The 18,945-nt window shown below is 61.8% G+C and carries 16 protein-coding genes; 10 read left to right on the top strand and 6 right to left on the bottom strand.

Features of this window, described 5'->3' with window-relative positions; translation table 11 throughout:
- Positions 1–38: 38 nt before the first annotated feature.
- Complete coding sequence (locus A7A77_RS16005) at positions 39–1,139, top strand: glycosyltransferase (protein WP_066560596.1); 1,101 nt, start codon at positions 39–41, stop codon at positions 1,137–1,139.
- A 227-nt stretch (positions 1,140–1,366) separates the two neighbouring features.
- A complete protein-coding gene (locus A7A77_RS16000) occupies positions 1,367–1,852 on the top strand; it encodes a PilZ domain-containing protein (protein ID WP_066560594.1) in 486 nt (161 codons plus the stop codon).
- 9 nt (positions 1,853–1,861) lie between these two features.
- Here the strand turns inward: A7A77_RS16000 and A7A77_RS15995 are convergent, their stop codons facing one another.
- Positions 1,862–3,214, bottom strand: a complete 1,353-nt coding sequence (locus A7A77_RS15995; RefSeq protein ID WP_216635605.1) for a glycosyltransferase family 39 protein — start codon at positions 3,212–3,214, stop codon at positions 1,862–1,864.
- Between the two features lie 30 nt (positions 3,215–3,244).
- On the opposite strand from A7A77_RS15995, the gene A7A77_RS15990 reads away from it, so the two are divergent.
- From A7A77_RS15990 to A7A77_RS15975, 4 genes are all read left to right on the top strand, one after another.
- Positions 3,245–4,453: a trans-sulfuration enzyme family protein gene (locus tag A7A77_RS15990; protein ID WP_066560592.1), complete on the top strand. Its 1,209-nt coding sequence runs from the start codon at positions 3,245–3,247 to the stop codon at positions 4,451–4,453.
- A gap of 54 nt (positions 4,454–4,507) precedes the next feature.
- Entirely contained in the window at positions 4,508–5,932 is a 1,425-nt protein-coding gene (locus tag A7A77_RS15985) for a sensor histidine kinase (RefSeq protein ID WP_245638517.1), read from the top strand.
- A 93-nt stretch (positions 5,933–6,025) separates the two neighbouring features.
- Positions 6,026–6,424, top strand: a complete 399-nt coding sequence (apaG, locus tag A7A77_RS15980; protein ID WP_066560649.1) for a Co2+/Mg2+ efflux protein ApaG — start codon at positions 6,026–6,028, stop codon at positions 6,422–6,424.
- Positions 6,425–6,537: 113 nt separating this feature from the next.
- Positions 6,538–6,900: a DUF7668 domain-containing protein gene (locus tag A7A77_RS15975; RefSeq protein WP_082836204.1), complete on the top strand. Its 363-nt coding sequence runs from the start codon at positions 6,538–6,540 to the stop codon at positions 6,898–6,900.
- A 92-nt stretch (positions 6,901–6,992) separates the two neighbouring features.
- On the opposite strand, the gene A7A77_RS15970 is transcribed toward A7A77_RS15975, so the two are convergent.
- Entirely contained in the window at positions 6,993–7,454 is a 462-nt protein-coding gene (locus A7A77_RS15970; protein WP_066560587.1) for a low molecular weight protein-tyrosine-phosphatase, read from the bottom strand.
- A gap of 10 nt (positions 7,455–7,464) precedes the next feature.
- Complete coding sequence (gyrB, locus tag A7A77_RS15965) at positions 7,465–9,945, bottom strand: DNA topoisomerase (ATP-hydrolyzing) subunit B (protein ID WP_066560640.1); 2,481 nt, start codon at positions 9,943–9,945, stop codon at positions 7,465–7,467.
- Positions 9,946–10,061: 116 nt separating this feature from the next.
- Here gyrB and A7A77_RS15960 point away from each other — a divergent pair, with 116 nt between their 5' ends.
- The 3 genes from A7A77_RS15960 to guaA all read left to right on the top strand — a co-directional run bounded on the left by A7A77_RS15960 (position 10,062) and on the right by guaA (position 14,219).
- The gene (locus A7A77_RS15960; RefSeq protein ID WP_156500629.1) at positions 10,062–11,459 is read left to right on the top strand and encodes a M20/M25/M40 family metallo-hydrolase; all 1,398 of its coding nucleotides are present in this window, start codon (positions 10,062–10,064) and stop codon (positions 11,457–11,459) included.
- A gap of 62 nt (positions 11,460–11,521) precedes the next feature.
- Entirely contained in the window at positions 11,522–12,229 is a 708-nt protein-coding gene (locus A7A77_RS15955) for a ZIP family metal transporter (protein ID WP_066560581.1), read from the top strand.
- A 403-nt stretch (positions 12,230–12,632) separates the two neighbouring features.
- On the top strand, positions 12,633–14,219 hold the full coding sequence (gene guaA / locus A7A77_RS15950) for a glutamine-hydrolyzing GMP synthase (RefSeq protein ID WP_066560579.1): 1,587 nt from the start codon (positions 12,633–12,635) through the stop codon (positions 14,217–14,219).
- 177 nt (positions 14,220–14,396) lie between these two features.
- On the opposite strand, the gene A7A77_RS15945 is transcribed toward guaA, so the two are convergent.
- The gene (locus tag A7A77_RS15945) at positions 14,397–14,891 is read right to left on the bottom strand and encodes an RrF2 family transcriptional regulator (protein ID WP_066560578.1); all 495 of its coding nucleotides are present in this window, start codon (positions 14,889–14,891) and stop codon (positions 14,397–14,399) included.
- Positions 14,892–14,990: 99 nt separating this feature from the next.
- Between A7A77_RS15945 and A7A77_RS15940 the strand changes: the two genes are divergently transcribed.
- Positions 14,991–15,434, top strand: a complete 444-nt coding sequence (locus A7A77_RS15940) for a carboxymuconolactone decarboxylase family protein (RefSeq protein ID WP_066560576.1) — start codon at positions 14,991–14,993, stop codon at positions 15,432–15,434.
- 138 nt (positions 15,435–15,572) lie between these two features.
- Here A7A77_RS15940 and A7A77_RS15935 read toward each other — a convergent pair whose 3' ends face one another.
- Both A7A77_RS15935 and A7A77_RS18505 read right to left on the bottom strand, forming a co-directional pair.
- Positions 15,573–16,223: a helix-turn-helix domain-containing protein gene (locus A7A77_RS15935; protein ID WP_066560574.1), complete on the bottom strand. Its 651-nt coding sequence runs from the start codon at positions 16,221–16,223 to the stop codon at positions 15,573–15,575.
- A gap of 149 nt (positions 16,224–16,372) precedes the next feature.
- Positions 16,373–18,826: a TonB-dependent receptor gene (locus tag A7A77_RS18505; protein WP_082836203.1), complete on the bottom strand. Its 2,454-nt coding sequence runs from the start codon at positions 18,824–18,826 to the stop codon at positions 16,373–16,375.
- Positions 18,827–18,945 lie beyond the last annotated feature (119 nt).

The raw sequence follows: 18,945 nt of genomic DNA, 5'->3' as shown, positions 1-18,945 counted from the left end.
GTGCGGAACAGGCAAACCGCGCCTGCCAGGGGACTACAATGCTGAAACTTGCGATTATCCTGCCCACGCTTAACGAGCGCGACAATCTCGCCCCGCTGGTGCAGCGGCTGGCGGGCGCGCTTGACGGTCCGTTGGGGCCTGACGGGTGGGAAGCCATCTTCGTCGACGACAATTCGAAGGACGGCACGGCCGAAGAAGCGCGCCGCATTTCGCAAGTCGACAAGCGCATCCGCGTGATCCAGCGCATCGGCCGCCGCGGCCTTGCCAGCGCCGCGATCGAAGGGATGCTGGCGACCGCCGCGCCGCATGTCGCGGTGATGGACGCGGATCACCAGCACGATCCGAAACTGCTGCCACAGATGCTGGCCGCGCTGGAAGCGGGGGAGGCCGACGTCTGCGTCGCCAGCCGCTTTGCGCCGGGTGCCAGCATGGAGGAATGGGGCAGGCCGGACCGCGAGAAGCAGTCCGAACTGGCCAACAGCCTTGCCCGCAAGCTGACCGGCGTGACTCTGACTGACCCGATGAGTGGCTATTTCATGCTGCCCGCCAGCACATTTCGCGAAGTTGCACCGAACCTGTCGGGCATCGGTTTCAAGATCCTGCTCGATATCCTGTCGACAGTGCCGCAGCCGCTGCGCGTTAAGGAATTTCCGCTATCCTTCGCCGCCCGCGCAACCGGAGAATCCAAGTTGGACCAGGCGATCGCCTTCGAATTCCTCGTCGGCCTTTATGACAAGACGCTGGGCCGCGTGATCCCGACGCGTTTTGCCCTGTTCGGCACGATCGGCGGGCTGGGCGTTGTCGTTCACCTTGCGATCCTGTGGCTGTTGTTCAGAGGGATGGACCTGCCGTTCCTTTATGGCCAGATCGGCGCGGTGATCGGGGCGCTAACGTTCAACTTCATCCTCAACAACGAACTGACTTATGCCGACAAACGATTGCACGGCCTGACCCGTCTGCTCGTCGGCTGGATCAAGTTCGCGCTGACATGTTCGATCGGCGCCTTTGCCAATGTCGGCGTTGCCGAAGCACTGGTTTCGCGCGGCGTGCACTGGGTGTTGGCGGCGGTTGCGGGCATCGTGATCGGATCGGTGTGGAATTATGCGCTTTCCAGCCGCTTCGTCTGGGGCCGCTTCTAGATTGCGCCGCCAATCGGCTGATGCCGGACTGCAAATCGCGATCCTGCCCGCTTCCGGTGCTCACGACCAGCAGGTCGCTGCGCGCCGGGTCGGCCACGATCACGATTTTCGCCTCGGCCTGAGCCGATTGGCGGCGCAATCTCGGAGTATTTGTGGCCGCTGAATTTGCCGCGTTTAGTCGATCTTAACCTTCGTAATGTCCAATAGGCTCCCGAAAGGGGTTGGCCATGCTGGTTGCTCGCATCCGGGCAAGATCGCGGGACGCGGAACGTCGCTGGAATGTGCGGCGCGATGTCGATATCGCAACGTCGGCCCGGGCCGAGGATGGCGACGGCTACGCCGCCTATATCCGCAACTTGTCCGAAAACGGTCTGCTGATCGAGACGAAGGCCCCGCTTGGCCCGCGCGACACGTTCGAGGTAAGCCTGCCCGACTATGCCGAATGCGTGGCCGAAGTGGTGTGGGCCAAAGGCGACCTGAAGGGCTGCCGTTTCTACGCCCCGATTCCGAAATCGGTTGTCAGCGCGGCGGTGCTGCGCTCTCCGGTCGAAGGGTCGAGCGAGCAGATCTATGACGAGCTGCGCCACGCGCGCCTTGCTATTGACGACGAGGAAAAGCGCCATATGCCAGAGACCTTGTCTGTACCGGGGCTGGTCTTCCTGCTCGTGGCGGAAATCGCGATCCTTGGCCTGCTGTTCGGGATGCTTGGCTAGTTCCCGCCGTCAGCGCCAGTTGTCGAACCAGGCGTAATCGGCAAAGCTGATCTTGCTCGCCAGCGGCATTGTCGTAAGAATCGGCACAAACCATGCGAACAGCAAGACATTGGCGACCATGAACGTGATCGCCCAGCCGCGCGCAATCCGTTTGAACATGCGCTGCCAGACCACTGCGTCGAGCGTCAGCGCCAGTGCGATGGCCAGAAACTGTGCGCAGATCAGGTAGTGGTAGTAGAACTGCACCGGCTTGGGCGCGGCAATCCACATGCCCAGCGCCGCCAGCCATGCGCCTGCCACCACGAGGCAGTCCATCCGTCCTTTGGCAAAGCCCAGCCAGCCGCAGGCCAGCAACGCGATGAGGCCGCCCCACATCTGCAACGGATTGCCCACGAACAGCATCCCGCGCCATGCGCCTTCGTATTCTTCGTAGAAATACCAGATCGGTCGCCAGTCGATCACCCACTGCCACCATGTCGACATATAGGGGTGCGTCTTCATGACGCTTTCCTGCAATTCGAACATGTAGAGCTGCCAATCGATCGGCCCGGTGAAACGCTGCGGTGGCTGCGCGAGCATGTCGATCGTCTCAAAGCTGGCGAGATAGACGGCCAGCGGCAGCAATGCGAGCCAGCCGAACGCTTCGAAAATGGTCATCGCACCCAGCGGTCTACGCCCGTAGCCAAGCCGAGCGCGCATATTGCCGAGAAAGATGCATAGCCCAGCAAAGGCGATGACCGGCGCGGCGTTCCACTTGGCCGCCAGCGCCAGCCCGAACAGCAGGCCCGCAAGAGCCGTGCGCGCCCGCACCTGCCGTCCGCCAGTCGCCGCAATCAGCGCCCAGCAGCCCAGCATCAGGAAACCAAGCATGTAGGTATCGAGCATCGCGATGCGCGCCTGCACCAGCAGCAGGAAATTCGTCGCCGCGAACAGCCCGGCGGCCAGCGCGGCGAAGCGCGAGCGGCTGGCGAGCCATGTCATCCGCATCGTCGCCCACAGGGCGAGACAGGAAAACAGCACCGATCCGGCGCGCCAGCCAAAGGCGTTGTCGCCCAGCAGGCGCATGGACAGAGCGATGATCTGCTTGCCGAGCACTGGATGTTCGGGGTTTAGCAGCCGCTCCCCCTCGATCCACGCGCGGGCTGCGGGAATATAATGCGTTTCGTCGAAGATCGGGATCGAGACTTCCGCCACGCCGATGGTAGCAAGACACGAGAACACGAAGAGGACGAGGAGCATCCACCCCCAAGGGTCGCGTGCGTGATCGTGACGGTCCGCAGGGGGCTGCAAATGGGGCTGCATCGGGCCAAGCCGGTAACGGCAGGCGCTTGCCCATGCAATCGCCATCGTTCGCGATTGCACCGGAAACCCTTGCGCGCTAACGGCTGGCGCATGAAACGCACGACCGGACAGAACCGCGACATCACCCGCAACTGGCGCCCCGCAACGCAGGCCATCCGCGCAGGAACTTGGCGTAGCGAGATGGGCGAGACGAGCGAGGCGATCTTCGCAACTTCCGGCTACAGCTACGAGGATGCGGCGACGCCTGCCGCGCGCTTTGCGGGCGAATTGGACGGCATGACATATTCGCGCCTGCAGAACCCCACCGTTCAGATGCTGGAAGAACGCATTGCGGTGATGGAGGGAGCAGAAGCGTGCCGCACGCAGGCAAGCGGAATGGCCGCGATGACCGCAGCCCTGCTGTGCCAGCTGTCGGCGGGCGATCACATCGTTGCCGCGCGCGCGGCATTCGGTTCGTGCCGCTGGCTGGTGGACAGCCTGCTGCCGCGTTTCGGTATCGAAGGCACGGTGATCGACGCGACCGACAATGCCGCGTGGGAAGCCGCGATCAGGCCCAACACGAAAGTCTTCTTCTTCGAAACCCCGGCAAACCCCACGCTGGACATCGTCGATCTGGAATATGTCTGCGGCCTGGCAAAGACGCATGGCATCACCACCGTCGTCGACAATGCCTTCTGCACCCCCATCATGCAGCGCCCGATGGATTTTGGCGCGGACGTCGTCGCCTATTCCGCGACGAAGCTGATGGACGGGCAGGGCCGCGTTCTGGCCGGTGCCGTTTGCGGCACGGAAGAGTTCATCAACGACAAGCTGCTGCCGTTCCAGCGCAACACCGGCCCGAACCTGTCGCCGTTCAACGCATGGGTCGTGCTGAAGGGGATGGAGACGCTGGCCCTGCGCGCGCGCCAGCAGTGCGACAATGCGCTGAAGGTCGGCAAATTCCTTGAGACCCGCGTGCCGGTCATCCTGCATCCCGGTCTGGAACGCCACCCGCGTTTCGAACTTGCGAAGAAGCAGATGGCGATGCCCGGCTGCATCTTTTCCATCGTGCTCGACGGTGGGCGCGAACAGGCCCATGCGTTTCTCGATGCGCTGGAACTGATCGATATATCGAACAACATTGGCGACTCGCGCTCCCTCATGTGCCATCCTGCCAGCACGACTCACCATTCGGTCGGCCCGGATGCCCGGGCGGAGATGGGTGTGTCCGAAGGGATGTTGCGACTCAATGTTGGTCTGGAAGACGCCGACGACCTCATCGAGGATCTCGAACGCGCTCTCGCAGCCATCGGTCTTTAGCGGAAACTTCCTCGCGCCTTTGCGTTTCATCGCCAGATGAAAAGGACTGCCGCGATGCCGGGGAGCGTTCCGCCACCCAGCGCCACCACTGCCCGCACCGATGCGCCGGTCGAGGAATCGGCCCCTGTCAGCATGCCTGCCATGTCGTCGGAAGCGTTGCTCGCCGCCGTGGTCGAAAACTCGGACGACGCCATTGTCGCCAAGACTCTCGATGGCGTTATCCTGAGCTGGAACAAGGGGGCGGAGCGGCTGTTCGGCTGGACCGCCGATGAAATGATCGGCCAGTCCATCCGCACCCTGATTCCGGAAGAACGGCAGTCGGAAGAAGACGCGATCATCCGCCAGATCGTGGCAGGGCGGCGCGTTTCGGCACTTCATACTGTGCGCCTTCGCAAGACGGGGGCCGAAGTGCGCGTTTCCGTAACCGTCTCGCCGGTGCGCGATGCGACCGGCAAGATCATCGGTGCCAGCAAGATCGCGCGCGATGTCGGCGCACTGGAAACCGCGCGCCAGCAGCTTTCCGAAAGCGAGCGTCGGTTCAAGATGATGGCCGACCACATCTCGCAGCTGGCATGGATCGCCGACAGCGATGGCTGGATCTTCTGGTACAACCAGCGTTGGTTCGATTACACCGGTACCACGTTGGAAGAGATGCAGGGCTGGGGCTGGAGAGCGGTACATCACCCCGACCATATCGACCGGGTGGTGAAGCGGATCCAGTATAGCTGGGACACGGGCGAGATCTGGGAGGATACGTTTCCGCTGCGCGGCAAGGACGGCAAGTATCGCTGGTTCCTGTCTCGCGCGCGTCCCATCCGGGACGAGGACGGCAAAGTCGCCTATTGGTTCGGCACCAACACCGACGTGACGGAACAGCGGGAACAGGCCGAATCGATCCAGGCCCTGTTGAACGAGGTCAACCATCGGTCCAAGAACATGCTGACGCTGATCCAGTCGCTCGCGCGGCGATCGGCGCCGGGGAACGAGGAGTTCCTGAAACGCTTCGTGCGCCGGCTGGATGCGCTGGCCGCGAACCATGACCTGCTGGTCCGCCGCGCCTGGACACGGGTCGACATGCACGACCTTGCCGAAGCACAATTGGCCTTCGCGCTCGACATCGCTGAATCACAGGTCACTTACGCCGGGCCGGATGTGGAAATCAGCGCCCGCGCGGCAGAGACGCTGGGCATGGCATTGCATGAACTGGCCACCAACGCGCTGAAATACGGTGCGCTTTCTACGGCTGATGGCCACGTCGACATCGCGTGGGATCTTGCGGACGATCGTTTCCGGTTGTCGTGGACGGAAGCAGGCGGTCCGGCGGTTGCCGAGCCTACGCGCACAGGCTTCGGCACCTCGGTCATCCGCGACATTCCGCGGGCCGCGCTTGATGCGCAGGCCGATCTGGGCTTTGACGGAAGCGGTGTGACGTGGCGGCTCGACGCTCCGTCTGCAGCGCTGGGCGCGTCGCGAAAGTAGGGCTGGGCGTACACGGCGGGGGAAAATCCACTGCGCCGGGCATGCGGCCATTTGCGGGCGGCGCGGATCAGGGTTACGCTTCGATTTACGATGATGGACCAGCTTTTCGACCATGTCGCGATAACCGCCGGGATTACCGTGCGGGTAACCGCGAACTTCCTGCCCGAACAGTCACAGGTGGCGGCAGGGCGCTGGTTCTGGGCCTATCACATCCGGATCGAGAACAATTCGGAAGAACCTGTCCGCCTCGTCACGCGGCACTGGCGGATCACTGATGGCAACGGACGCGTCAGCCTTGTCGACGGCGATGGCGTCGTGGGCGAACAGCCCCGCCTTCTGCCAGGGCATAGCCACGACTACGTATCGGGCTGCCCACTGGAAACCTCTCACGGATCGATGGAAGGCTACTACGGCTTCGTCCGCGACGACGGCACGAAGTTCGAGGCCGCGATCCCGTTCTTCCCGCTGGAAGTGACTGCCGCGGCGGATTGAAAAGGGGGCAGTTCTAAAGCCGTTGCGTTCCGCAAGCAGACTGTCGGCTGACTACCCTAATTGCGGAAATTAGCGTCGTCGTTTTTTCATGTGGCTTGGAGGGCGGTCACGTTATGATGAAGGATGACAAAGAACATCCGCTTCCCGACACCTTGAGGACCACATTCCGCCAGATCGCGGATGCGTTCGTCGATGGGGATTACGAACTTCGCCGCCATTCTATTGAAGGCGTCGCACCCATTCGCGCCGCAATTGCAGAACACATCGCGGACAACGTCTTAGCATACGGCGATGCTTTGACTTCGCTCGACGAAGCAACTTGGGAGCGTTCGGTCTACCGATGGATGGATGGCTACTGGCAGGTTCTTGTTGACCTGACTACCGAAGTTGAACCGGTGAGCGACCTCACCCTTCATGCAAGGCTATACGCCGGAAAGGTTCTGCACGTCGAGGTCGAGTCCGTCCACGTTCCGTAGTGGCAGCTTCCCAGCCCATTCCAGTCGTTGAGCTAGATCGCAAAACTTCCCGTTCGCAGAAGGGCACTGAGCATCGAAGTCGCCACCGCTGCCTATTTGCCCAGTCCGGCAACAATCGCCCGCGCGGCCGCGCTTACTTCGGCCCACGTCACCGCGAAACCAGCCTCGTCGCCGTAGTAGGGATCGGCCACCGGTTCGCCCTTCCTTCCCGGCACTGCATCCAGCAGCAGCGAGAGTTGCGCGGTTCCGTCCGCAGGGCGGATGCGGCGCAAGTTGGCGAGGTTGTCTGCGTCCAGCGCGTAGATGTGGGTGAAGGCGAAGAAGTCTTCGCGCGTTACCTGCCGCCCGCGATAATGCGCGATGTCGATCCCGTTGCGCGCAGCCTCGGCAATGGCGCGTGGGTCGGGCGGGCGGTTCACGTGATAAGCCGCGGTGCCCGCCGAATCCGTCTCTACCGCAAGGCCGACCGCGTCCGCTTCTGCGCGAAAGGCAGCTTCGGCCAGCGGCGAGCGGCAGATATTGCCAAGGCAGACGAACAGGACGCGCGGAACCATAGGCCCCGCCTCAGACGTCGAGGTTAGCCACGTTCAGCGCATTTTCCTGAATGAAGTCGCGGCGCGGTTCGACGATGTCGCCCATCAGGCGGGTGAAAATCTCGTCCGTAACATCCGCGTCCTCTACCTTCACCTGCAGCAAGGCGCGGTTTTCGGGATCGAGCGTGGTTTCCCAAAGCTGCTCGGCGTTCATCTCGCCAAGGCCCTTGTAGCGCTGGATCGACAGGCCCTTGCGACCGGCGGCCAGCACTTTTTCCAGCAGCTGGGTCGGACGGGTGATCTGCCCTTCCTTGCCGATCGGGCTGGTTTCTTCCGCTTCCTCGTCAGCAGCCGTGCTGCGCACGAGCCGCGCGCCGCCCAGATAGGCATCGGCCTGTTCGGATGCGACGCGGTGCAGCTTGCGCGCCTCCGCGCTGTCGAGGAACTTGGACTCGATGGCGAAGTGGTCCGTCACGCCGCGCCAGATGCGCTGGACGGCATAGCCTTCGTCGGTGGCGAAAGCGGTCCATTTCGCTTCGGGATCTGCAACCTGCAGCGTCGCGGCTGCGCGTTCCAGCGCCGCATCGCGGGCAGCAGCATCCAGATCGGGCGAAAGCGCACCTGCCAGTGCCAGCGCCTCCACGATCGTGGGATCGTAGCGGCCGGGCGCAAAGGCCAGCGTGTTCTTGAACCGGCGGGCCTGTTCGACCAGCGCTGCCAGATCCTCGCCGCTGCGCGCGCCGCCCGCTGTTTCGAGCACCTTGTTCGCAAGGCCGCCCTCTATCAGATAGCGGTCCAGCGCGTCGTTATCCTTCAGATACACCTCGGACCGGCCCTTCGCGACCTTATAGAGCGGGGGCTGCGCGATATAGAGGTGCCCGGCCTTGATGATGTCGGGCATCTGGCGGTGGAAGAACGTCAGCAACAGGGTGCGGATGTGCGCGCCGTCGACGTCTGCGTCGGTCATGATGACGATCTTGTGGTAGCGCAGCTTTTCAAGGTTGAATTCGTCGCGCAGGCCCGTGCCCATCGCCTGGATCAGGGTGCCGACTTCCTTCGAAGAGATGATCCGGTCGAAACGGGCACGTTCGACATTCAGGATCTTGCCCTTCAGCGGCAGGATCGCCTGCGTCTTGCGGTCGCGGCCCTGTTTGGCAGAGCCGCCTGCGGAATCACCCTCGACCAGGAAGATTTCGGACTTGGCCGGATCGCGTTCCTGGCAATCGGCCAGCTTGCCGGGCAGGCTGGCGACGGTCATCGCGCCCTTGCGGCTCATCTCGCGGGCCTTTCGCGCGGCTTCGCGGGCGGCGGCGGCGTCGATGATCTTCTGGATGATCTGCTTGGCGTTGGCGGGGTTCTCTTCCAGCCATTCGCTCATCTTGTCGCCCATCAGGCTTTCGAGCGGCTGGCGCACTTCGGAAGAAACCAGCTTGTCCTTCGTCTGCGATCCGAACTTGGGGTCCGGCAGCTTGACCGATACGATCGCGGTCAGCCCCTCGCGCATGTCCTCGCCCGTAAGGGAAACCTTTTCCTTCTTCATCAACCCGGCCCGTTCGGCATAGCCGTTCAGCGTGCGGGTGAGAGCCGCGCGGAAGGCGGCGAGGTGGGTGCCGCCGTCACGCTGCGGGATGTTGTTGGTGAAGCACAGGACATTCTCGTAGTAGGAATCGTTCCATTCGAGAGCGACATCGATGCCGATGCCGTCCTTGTCCGCGCTGATCGCCACCGGTTCGGGCACCAGCGGCTGCTTGTTGCGGTCGAGAAACTTCACAAAGGCCGCGATGCCGCCTTCGTAGAACAGGTCGTGTTCCTTCGGCTCCTCGTGCCGCAAGTCCCGCAGCAGGATGCGCACGCCGGAATTGAGGAACGCGAGTTCGCGGTAGCGGTGTTCCAGCTTGTCGAAATCGTATTCGGTGACGTTCTTGAACGTGTCGTTGCTGGCAAGGAAGCGCACGCGCGTCCCCTTGCGCGGCACGCCGTCGTCGTTCAGCGGGGCATCGCCTTTCACGATCAGCGGGGCCACGGCATCGCCGTGTTCGAACCGCATCCAGTGTTCCTTGCCATCGCGCCAGATGGTCAGTTCCAGCCATTCGGACAGCGCGTTGACGACCGAAACGCCCACGCCGTGCAGGCCGCCCGAAACCTTGTAGGCGTTGTCCTCGCTCGTATTCTCGAACTTACCGCCTGCGTGCAGCTGGGTCATGATGACCTCTGCCGCCGACACGCCTTCTTCCTTGTGGATGTCGGTCGGGATGCCGCGGCCGTTATCGTCCACCGAAACCGAATTGTCGGGATGAAGTTCGATCAGGACGCGGTCGCAATGCCCGGCCAGAGCCTCGTCGATCGCGTTGTCCGACACTTCGAAAACCATGTGATGCAGGCCCGAGCCGTCATCGGTATCGCCGATGTACATGCCCGGCCGCTTGCGCACCGCGTCGAGGCCCTTGAGCACCTTGATGCTTTCTGCGCCGTATCCGTTCGTGTTCGGGGTGTTTCCGGTATTCTCGTTCATGTCCATCATATAGGCAGCGGGGGGGGATTTCGGAAGCCTTTCCACCCCCTTCCATCCACAGTCTGATACTGGCAGGAAAAGCGCCTGACACGAAGAAGACGATGGGGACGCATTCGATGAAGACTGCCGCAACGCTCGCTGCCTCCGCACTCATGCTGGGAGTCGGTGCGAATGCCATCGCGGCAGATGGCGGGCGCGCCGCCTTCATCGATACCTACCGCGAACTGGTGGAGACGAACACGACCCTGTCGAGCGGCAGTTGCACCCTTGCGGCAAAGCGTATGGCGGCGCGTCTTTCCGCGGCGGGCATGGCGGAGGAAAACCTGCACCTTTTCGCCGTACCGGAGCATCCGGAGGAAGGCGGGCTGGTCGCCATCTATCCCGGCAGCGGCGCGAAAGAGCCGATCCTGCTGATGGCGCATATCGATGTGGTGGAGGCAGAGGCCGGCGACTGGAAGCGCGATCCCTTTACCTTCGTGCAGGAAGACGGTTTCTTCTATGGCCGCGGTACGTCGGACGACAAGGCGCAGGCCGCGATCTGGACAGACATGCTCGTCCGCTTCGCGCAGGAAGGCTATCGCCCGTCGCGTACGATCAAGGTCGCGCTGACATGCGGGGAAGAAACGAACGGTGCGTTCAACGGGGCGGAATGGCTGGCGAAGGAACGCCGCGATCTGATCGATGCGGCGTTCGCGCTGAACGAGGGCGGCGGCGGAGACCTTGACGAAAACGGCAAGGTGGCGGCCCAGTCGGTGCAGGTGGGGGAAAAGATCTTCGCCAACTTCGAACTGACGACGCGCAACGCCGGTGGCCACAGCGCCCTGCCGCGCCCGGACAATGCCATCTACCAGCTTGCCGACGCCCTGAAGCGGGTGGAGGCGGTGCAATTCCCTGTCGAATTTACCGATGTCACCCGCCGCAGCTTTCGCGAGGCTGGTGCTGCAATGGGCGGCAAGCTGGGCGCGGCGATGATCGCGCTGGCGAACGACCCGTCCGATATTACGGCCGATGCCGTGGTCAGCACCGATCCGTTCTGGCGCGGCAACACGCGCACGACTTGCGTCGCCACCACGCTGCAGGCGGGCCATGCGCGCAACGCCCTGCCGCGCCGCGCGGTCGCCAATGTCAATTGCCGCATCTTTCCCGGCAACGAAGTGGCGGCGATCCGCCAGACGCTGGTGGATGCCATCGCGGACGAAGTTGTGGAGGTGACGTTGCTGCCGCCTGCGCGGCCAAGCTTCGAAACACCGCCGCTCGACCCCGTGGTGATGGATCCGATCGCGGCGATGGTGGCCAAATGGTATCCCGACGCGAAACTGACCGTGGCGATGTCGAACGGATATACCGATTCCGCCTTCACCAATGCCGCCGGTATCCCGACTTACGGCGTGCCGGGTCTGTGGTCCGGGCCGGAAGGGACGGGCGCGCACGGGCTGGACGAGCATATCGCCGTCGACTCAGTGCTGACGGCGCGCGACTTCCTGACCGATCTCGTGCGCGCCTACGCCGACTGAACCGGAACCGCGATGCCGTCCGGCGGGTTTCCTGCGTAATGAACGCAAGGGGCTGAACGCACTTGGGACTGACGCTGGCTGTAGTGGCAATCGTATCGGGCGCGCTGATCGTCGGCGCGCTGATCGGCGTGAACGGCAAGCTGCGGCCCCGTACGGAAGGGTTCATCGTGGCGCTGGCGGGCGGTGCGCTCCTGCTCAGCCTTGTCACCGAACTGATCGAGCCGACGCTTGAAAAGAGCACGATATGGATGGTCGTCCCGGGCGTTGTGACGGGCGCGATGCTGTTCACCGCCATCGATTACTGGATCGACGAGAAGTGGGGCAGCAACAGCGGCGGCGGATTGCTGGCGGCGGTAACGACCGACGGAATACCCGAAAACCTCGCTCTGGGCGTGGCGCTGATCGCAGCGGGGCCGAAGGAAGTGGCGGCGCTGGCCGCGTCGATCCTGCTGTCCAACCTGCCGGAAGCGGCAAGCGGCGCGCGATCCATGCGCGAGAACCAGAAATGGTCGAAGGGAAAGGTGATCGGGGTCTGGGCGGCAACTGCCGCGATCCTGTCAGCCGCCGCGATCGTCGGCAACGTGGCTTTCGCGGGTGTCAGCGAGCATGTGCTGGGCTTCGTGCGCTGCGTGGCTGCGGGCGCGGTCGTCGCCAGCCTTGGCACAGAAGTGTTTCCCAAGGCTTACAAAGAGGACGCCCACACCGTCGGCATCGCGACGGCATTGGGGGTCCTGCTGGCACTCATCCTGTCCGAAATCGGCGGGGGATGAGGGGACCTGTCCCGCCCTGTCGAAGGGCGGGCACCGGTCGGGGTAATGCGATCAGGCGATCAGGGTCGCGGTGAAGGCAAGGCCACTGAACGTCAGCGCAACGACGGCGCCGATGATGTGGCTGGTAAGCGTGTTGGTCATGTTATTCCTCCTGTTTCGTTCGCACGAACAGGTCATCCGGTCTCTTTGTTCTTGTTCTTTCCGAAGGTGATCCGGGGCGGCTCCTCTTCCGCCCGCATCACGGTGGCGCAGCTAGGCTTCGACGGTTTATGCTGCAAGTGCGAAAGCAACATTATTGCTTGCAAATTTTGCAACTGTAGAATCGATATCAGGTTCGAGAATGTGACCACGACGATACCGCCACGCGCTGGACAGAATCGCGCGTGCTTCCTATCGCGCGGCCATGGCCCACACAGACCACGACGCTCTTCACGGCGACACCATCCTCATCGTCGATTTCGGCAGCCAGGTTACCCAGCTGATCGCACGCCGCGTGCGCGAAGCGGGTGTCTATTCCGAGATCGCGCCCTTCACGATGGCGGAGGAGGCGTTTGCCCGCCTGAAACCGCGCGGGATCATCCTCTCCGGCTCGCCCGCCAGCGTACCTTCCGACGGATCGCCGCGCGCGCCGCAGTGCCTGTTCGACAGCGGCTTGCCGATCCTTGGCATCTGTTACGGCCAGCAGGTTATGACGCACCAGCTTGGCGGCGAAGTGCGGCCCGGCCACGAAACGGGAGAGGGCGGCGAATTTGGCCGTGCCTTCCTCACCGTCACGAAGAACTGCGCCCTGTTCGACGGCCTGTGGGCCGAAGGCGAACGCCATCAGGTCTGGATGAGCCACGGCGATAAGGTGACGCAGTTCGCGCCCGGTTTCGAGATCGTCGCCACCAGCGACGGCGCGCCCTTCGCGGTCATCGCGGACGAGGCGCGCAAGTATTACGGCACGCAATTCCACCCCGAGGTCGTCCACACGCCCGACGGCGGCAAGCTGATCGCAAACTTCGTGCGCCACGTCTGCGGCTGCGCGGGCGACTGGACGATGGCCCAGTTCCGCGACACCAAGATCGCGGAGATCCGCGAGCAGGTGGGTGATGGCAAGGTCATCTGCGGCCTTTCGGGCGGCGTCGACAGCGCGGTTGCCGCGGTCCTCATCCACGAAGCGATCGGCGACCAGCTGACCTGCGTCTTCGTCGACCACGGGTTGATGCGCATGAACGAGGCGCTGCAGGTCGTGACCCTGTTCCGCGATCACTACAATATCCCGCTGGTCCACGTTGACGCGGAAGCGAAGTTCCTGTCCGGCCTCGCCGGCCAGACCGACCCCGAAAAGAAGCGCAAGTTCATCGGCGCGGCCTTCATCGACCTGTTCGAGGCAGAGGCGAAGAAGATCGGCGGCGCGGACTTCCTTGCGCAGGGCACGCTTTACCCCGACGTGATCGAGAGCGTTTCGTTCACCGGCGGGCCGAGCGTGACGATCAAGAGCCACCACAACGTCGGCGGCCTGCCCGAACGCATGAACATGAAGCTGGTCGAGCCGCTGCGCGAACTGTTCAAGGACGAAGTGCGCGAACTGGGTCGGGAACTTGGCCTGCCCGACATCTTCGTCGGTCGCCATCCCTTTCCGGGGCCGGGCCTTGCCATCCGCATTCCGGGCGAAGTCACCAAGGAAAAGTGCGACATCCTGCGCAAGGCGGATGCGATCTACCTTGAGGAAATCCGCAACGCAGGCCTTTACGACGCGATCTGGCAGGCCTTTGCCGTGCTACTCCCCGTCCGCACCGTCGGCGTGATGGGCGATGCCCGCACTTACGACAGCGTCTGCGGCCTGCGCGCAGTGACCAGCACCGACGGAATGACGGCGGACGTCTATCCCTTCGACGGGGCATTCCTGTCGAACGTGGCGACCCGCATCGTCAACGAAGTGCAGGGCATCAACCGCGTCGTCTACGACTACACCTCGAAGCCGCCGGGGACGATCGAGTGGGAGTGATCCTGACACGAAACCGTCCGGGAGACGGTTTCGGCGGATCACTCGCGAGCGCAAGCGAAGCGTAGAGCGACCTCTCGTACTCTCGCAGTCCGGGGGCAGTTTCATCCGGTTACCCGGGAGTGCCAGAGAGGCGCGGTGGCGCCGATCGAACGGTGCCTCGGTCGCACCCCGGGTCGGTCATCGCCGGGCGTTTTCCACGTAGGATGCGACCGCAGCCTTGTTGTGATCGTCGATCAAGGTGCGTCCATCCTCGACAAGGTCGGCGACGTTCTGCGCTGCCAGACTGTCCCGCCATGCCTGCTCCGCCTTCAGCATACGGCTTTTGATGAAACAGTCTGTCGCATAGACGCACGGGTCTTTCGACTTGCCGGGACCCCGGCGGCGGATTTCCCGGCAAGCGAAGAACGGTTCCGGCCCGTCGATCGCATCCACCACTTGCAACAAGGAGATAGCTTGCGGTGGGCGGGAAAGCCGGAAACCGCCTTTCGGTCCCGGCACCGCGACCAGAACGTCGGCCGCGACCAGCGCGCGCAGGTGTTTGAGCAGATAGCTTTCCGAAAGACCGTGCAGTTCCGACAGAGCCTTCCCGGCCAGAACCTTGCCAGTGGGAAGGCTGGCCAGCACCAGCACACAATGCAGGGCGGCTTCCACGCCATCGCTCATCTTTCGCATGATGGATGCCAGCCTCCGTAATCAAATGACCAATCGCGCTTGATAAATCGTGGATGATTTATATCTATGATTTATCCATAATGCAAACGGAGCTGTTTGATGAAGCAACGCTACGACACGGCAACCGCGGTGCCTGAGCTGTACGAGACGGTCGTTTCGCTCGACCGACAGATCGCTGCATCCGGGCTCGATGCCAGCCTGCTTCATATCCTGAAACTGCGCGCGTCCCAGATTAACGGCTGCTCGTTCTGCGTGGACCTGCATGTCAAGGAAGCACTGGCTGACGGTTTCGATCCGCAGAAGCTTCACCTGGTTTCGGCCTGGCGTGAATCGCCCTTCTTTGACGAGGCGGAGCGAGCGGTGCTGGAGTGGACGGAAAGCGTATCCCTCCTTTCCCGAACGCAAGTTCCGGACGAGACTTTTTGTTTGATGCAGGCGCAGTTCTCGAATGAAGAGATCGCCGGGTTCACGGTGGCGATCGGCCTTATCAATCTTTTCAATCGGATAGCGGTATCGTCGCGTCTGCAGCACGTGAAGCGATAGGTGGGTGCCGTTACGGCTGTACACGTTTCATTGAAAACAGCCGGATACGGTCAGGGTCAACGAAGACCGTGATGGCACCTTTCTTTCCAAAATAGCTCTCGGCAGCGGCACGCTTCGATGCTGCCGTCGCGATACCGATCAATGTCGCGGATAGACGATGATCGAAAGGTAGCGGCATTCCTTATTGGCGAGCTTGTCCGGCCCGTGCAGGGCGCTGCTATCGAACAGTAGAGAATCCCCCGGCTTGATCGAGTAGACGTTTGCGCCGTGGCGGTAGTCGACCTCGCCGTCGAGCATGTAGATGAACTCGACACCGCTGTGATGAAAACCCGTGTATGCCGATGCGCCTTCGCGCAAGGTGATCAAATAGGGTTCGATGACGATGTCGCCGCCAAGAAGATGGCCGAGCAGTTCGTAGATATGCCCGACCTTGCTTCCGCGTCGTTCGATCCCCACGCCGTGTCCGGCCGGGACATAAGAGCAGTCCTGCCGTTCCTCGGCGGATGCGAAAAGCGACGACAAAGGTTCCTTCAGCGTCTCCGCGATCGACTGCAACGTATTGAGCGAAGGCGAAATGCCCCCGTTTTCGATTTTGGAAAGCATCCCGTTCGAAATACCTGCAGCACTTGCAAGTTCCGCTACGGAAAGATCATGCTGGCGGCGGAGAACTCGAATCTGGTTACCTAGCGCGCGTTCCAGATTGCGTTCCGATACTTGCGGCGCGGATGACCCCGTCTCTATCTCGTGGTTTTCATCGACTATTGCGGAGCCTGCCTTGCGTTTTGCCATAGGGCAACCCTTGGGTCATCTGCCCAAAGGTTTCAACTGAATTTTCGCAAATCGACAATGCCTGACAGTCTTGATCCCGTCCTTGCTTCACGCGCGAGTGAAACGGCCGACGCGGTTCCGCACGTCGACCGTTTGCTCGGGGGAGTTCGTTATTGACCGAAACTGTAGCGCAGATTTGCGCCGATCCATCTCGGCTTGCCCTGCGCCACTAGATTGGAACCGTTCAGCTGCGCAGTGTCGAAGCCGATCGTGTCGTAGTAATTGTTGAGCACATTGTTGGCAAATACGGCGAAGCGGAAACGCTCGTCTGGCGACGTCCATTCGCCTCGCAGGTTGAGTATGCCCCATGCGTCGAGCTTGTTCGCGTCGAAATTGTTCAGGTTATGCCAAACCGACGATTGGTAGTTGCCGCTGACCTGCAAGGCGAGTTGCCCGCCGGCAATCTCTTGCGGAAGCGTGTATCGCACATAGCCCGACAGCGTAAAGTTGGGCGCGAAGGTGGTGTGAACGTCCTTGAGGCCGGCGCCGACCGGCACATCCTCGACAAGGCTCTTCTGATAGCCGCCGTTCAGCGAGATCTCCAACGTGTCGCTTGGCACGGCCGTCAACTCTACCTCGCCGCCGTAGATATATGCCTCGGCGTTCAGGATCTGGCTGGATACGCCCAGCCATCGCGCTGCCTGATAATCGTGGTAGTCGTAGTAGAATGCAGCCGCGTTAAGCCGGATCTTGCGGTCGAAGAGTTCGGATTTCACACCCACTTCGTACGAAATGAGGCGTTCCGCTTTGTAGGGGATGCTTTCGACGTCCATTGGTCCGCCGGAGTTGTAGCTGCCGGCCTTGGCACCTTGCGTCACGCCCGCATAGAACAGCAAACGATCTGCCGGGGTCCAGTTGAGCTGCGCCTTCCAGTTCCACAAGGTTTCAGATGAGTGATCGTGGTACGGATCCTGATAGAAGCCAGGGAATTCCGCGGTAGGCGCATAATCGAAATGGAACGGATCAAGCCCCGTGTTCGGATAGACGAAGAGGACCTCGAAGTCGTAATCTTTGACTTCCCGTGACCCTCTGAGACCACCGATAACGGCGAGGCTGGGGGAAATGGTGTATTCGACCTGGCCGAAAAGCGAATAGGATTTGCTGTCGAGCCGGGCGATGCGTGGCTGATCCCACGCGGGGAAGGGATAGGAACTTCCCGGCAGCGCTCCGATACCGTGGGTACTGGCATTCTTGATTTTCAGGAAATAGGCGCCGGTCACCCATGTCAGGTCGCCGGACCTGCCATTAAGCCTCAATTCTTGTGAAAAGGAATCCTCGTCGGAAATACCGTGCCAGAAGAACTGGTTCTGTGGTCCCGCTTCCAGATCGAGGCTGAAGTCCTTGTCGAAGTGTTTGTAATCGCTGAACGATGTGAACGTGATGTCGCTGCCCAGATCGACCGTGAACTTGACGTTCGCGCCATAGGATGCGCTGGTATCGGCGTTGTCGAAGGCATAGTCCGAAGATGTGATCGGGCCGCTGCCGTCGGGGTCGAGATAGCCGTAGTAATCCGCGCCGGGCACGGGCCGGGTAGTGCCGGCCGGATCGCCTGGTGCGTATAGACCGTGAACACAGACGCCGTCCTGGATCGCCTGGCAAATATTCGTTGGCGACGCGTAGATTTCGTTGATCTGGTTGCCATCCGCGTCGAGGATCGCGACCGTGGGCACCTGTTGATATGGCCCGGTCGAGGCGATCATCTTGGTATAATAGGCGGAGGCCCAGAAATCTACGGAGTCGCTCAGGTCGGCCTCGACCTGTCCGCGGATCGCCCACTGGCCTTTTATGCCGGCAAGGTCGGCACCCTTTCCGGGCAGATCTCCGGCCGTACCCAAACCCGACTGGAATTCGGCCGGGACGAAAGTTTCTTCAGGGTACTTGTTCTTCACCCAACCGTCGTATCGTTCGAAGTAGCCGGCGATGCGGCCTCTGATGCTGTCAGTGATCGGTCCGCCCAGCGCGCCTTCGAGGCGGACGTTGTTGTAGGATGCAATCGTTGCATCGACGTAGCCATCGACAAAGTCGGTCGGCTTCTTGGTGACAAGCTGCACCAGACCGCCGGTCGAGTTGCGACCGAACAGCGTGCCTTGCGGCCCCTTGAGCACTTCGACATGGTCGAGATCGAACATGCCTGCGCCCTGCGAGTTTGCGAAAGCGACGTAGCCTTCATCGACATAGACGGCGATCACAGGTTCGACGTGATCGTTGAAATCGTTCTGCGTGACGCCGCGAATGGTGAATTGCGACATCTGCCCGCCATAGCTGCCCGAAAGGGTGACGTTGGATGCCACCCTGGCCAGATCCGTCGCGGCGACCATCTGTAGCCGGACCAGCGATTCCGAACCCAATGCAGTGATGGCAATGCCCACGCTCTGGGCGTTCTGCTCGCGCTTCTGCGCGGTAACCACGATTTCGCTCAAGCCGCCGGACGATTTACTTGCTTCCTCAGTAATCGTCGAATCGGTTTCATCTACCTGTGCTTTTGCTGTCGATGAAAGTGCAATAGCTACCAGTACAGTCGAAACTGATATGGAATGTTTGAAATATTTCCCCACTTTAATCACTCCCTTTGTCTGATCTGGGTTTCACACTGTGATTGCGATTAGTTTTTTTACTTAACCGCGCAGTGGAGAACCCGGAAAGGTACCAATTGGAATGCGGTGGCTTGCGGTTTGTGATTGTT

The organism is Croceicoccus bisphenolivorans (assembly GCF_001634625.1).
Classification (GTDB): domain Bacteria; phylum Pseudomonadota; class Alphaproteobacteria; order Sphingomonadales; family Sphingomonadaceae; genus Croceicoccus; species Croceicoccus bisphenolivorans.
Note: the sequence above shows the minus strand (reverse complement) of the source record. Positions and strands in the feature narration are given on the sequence as shown.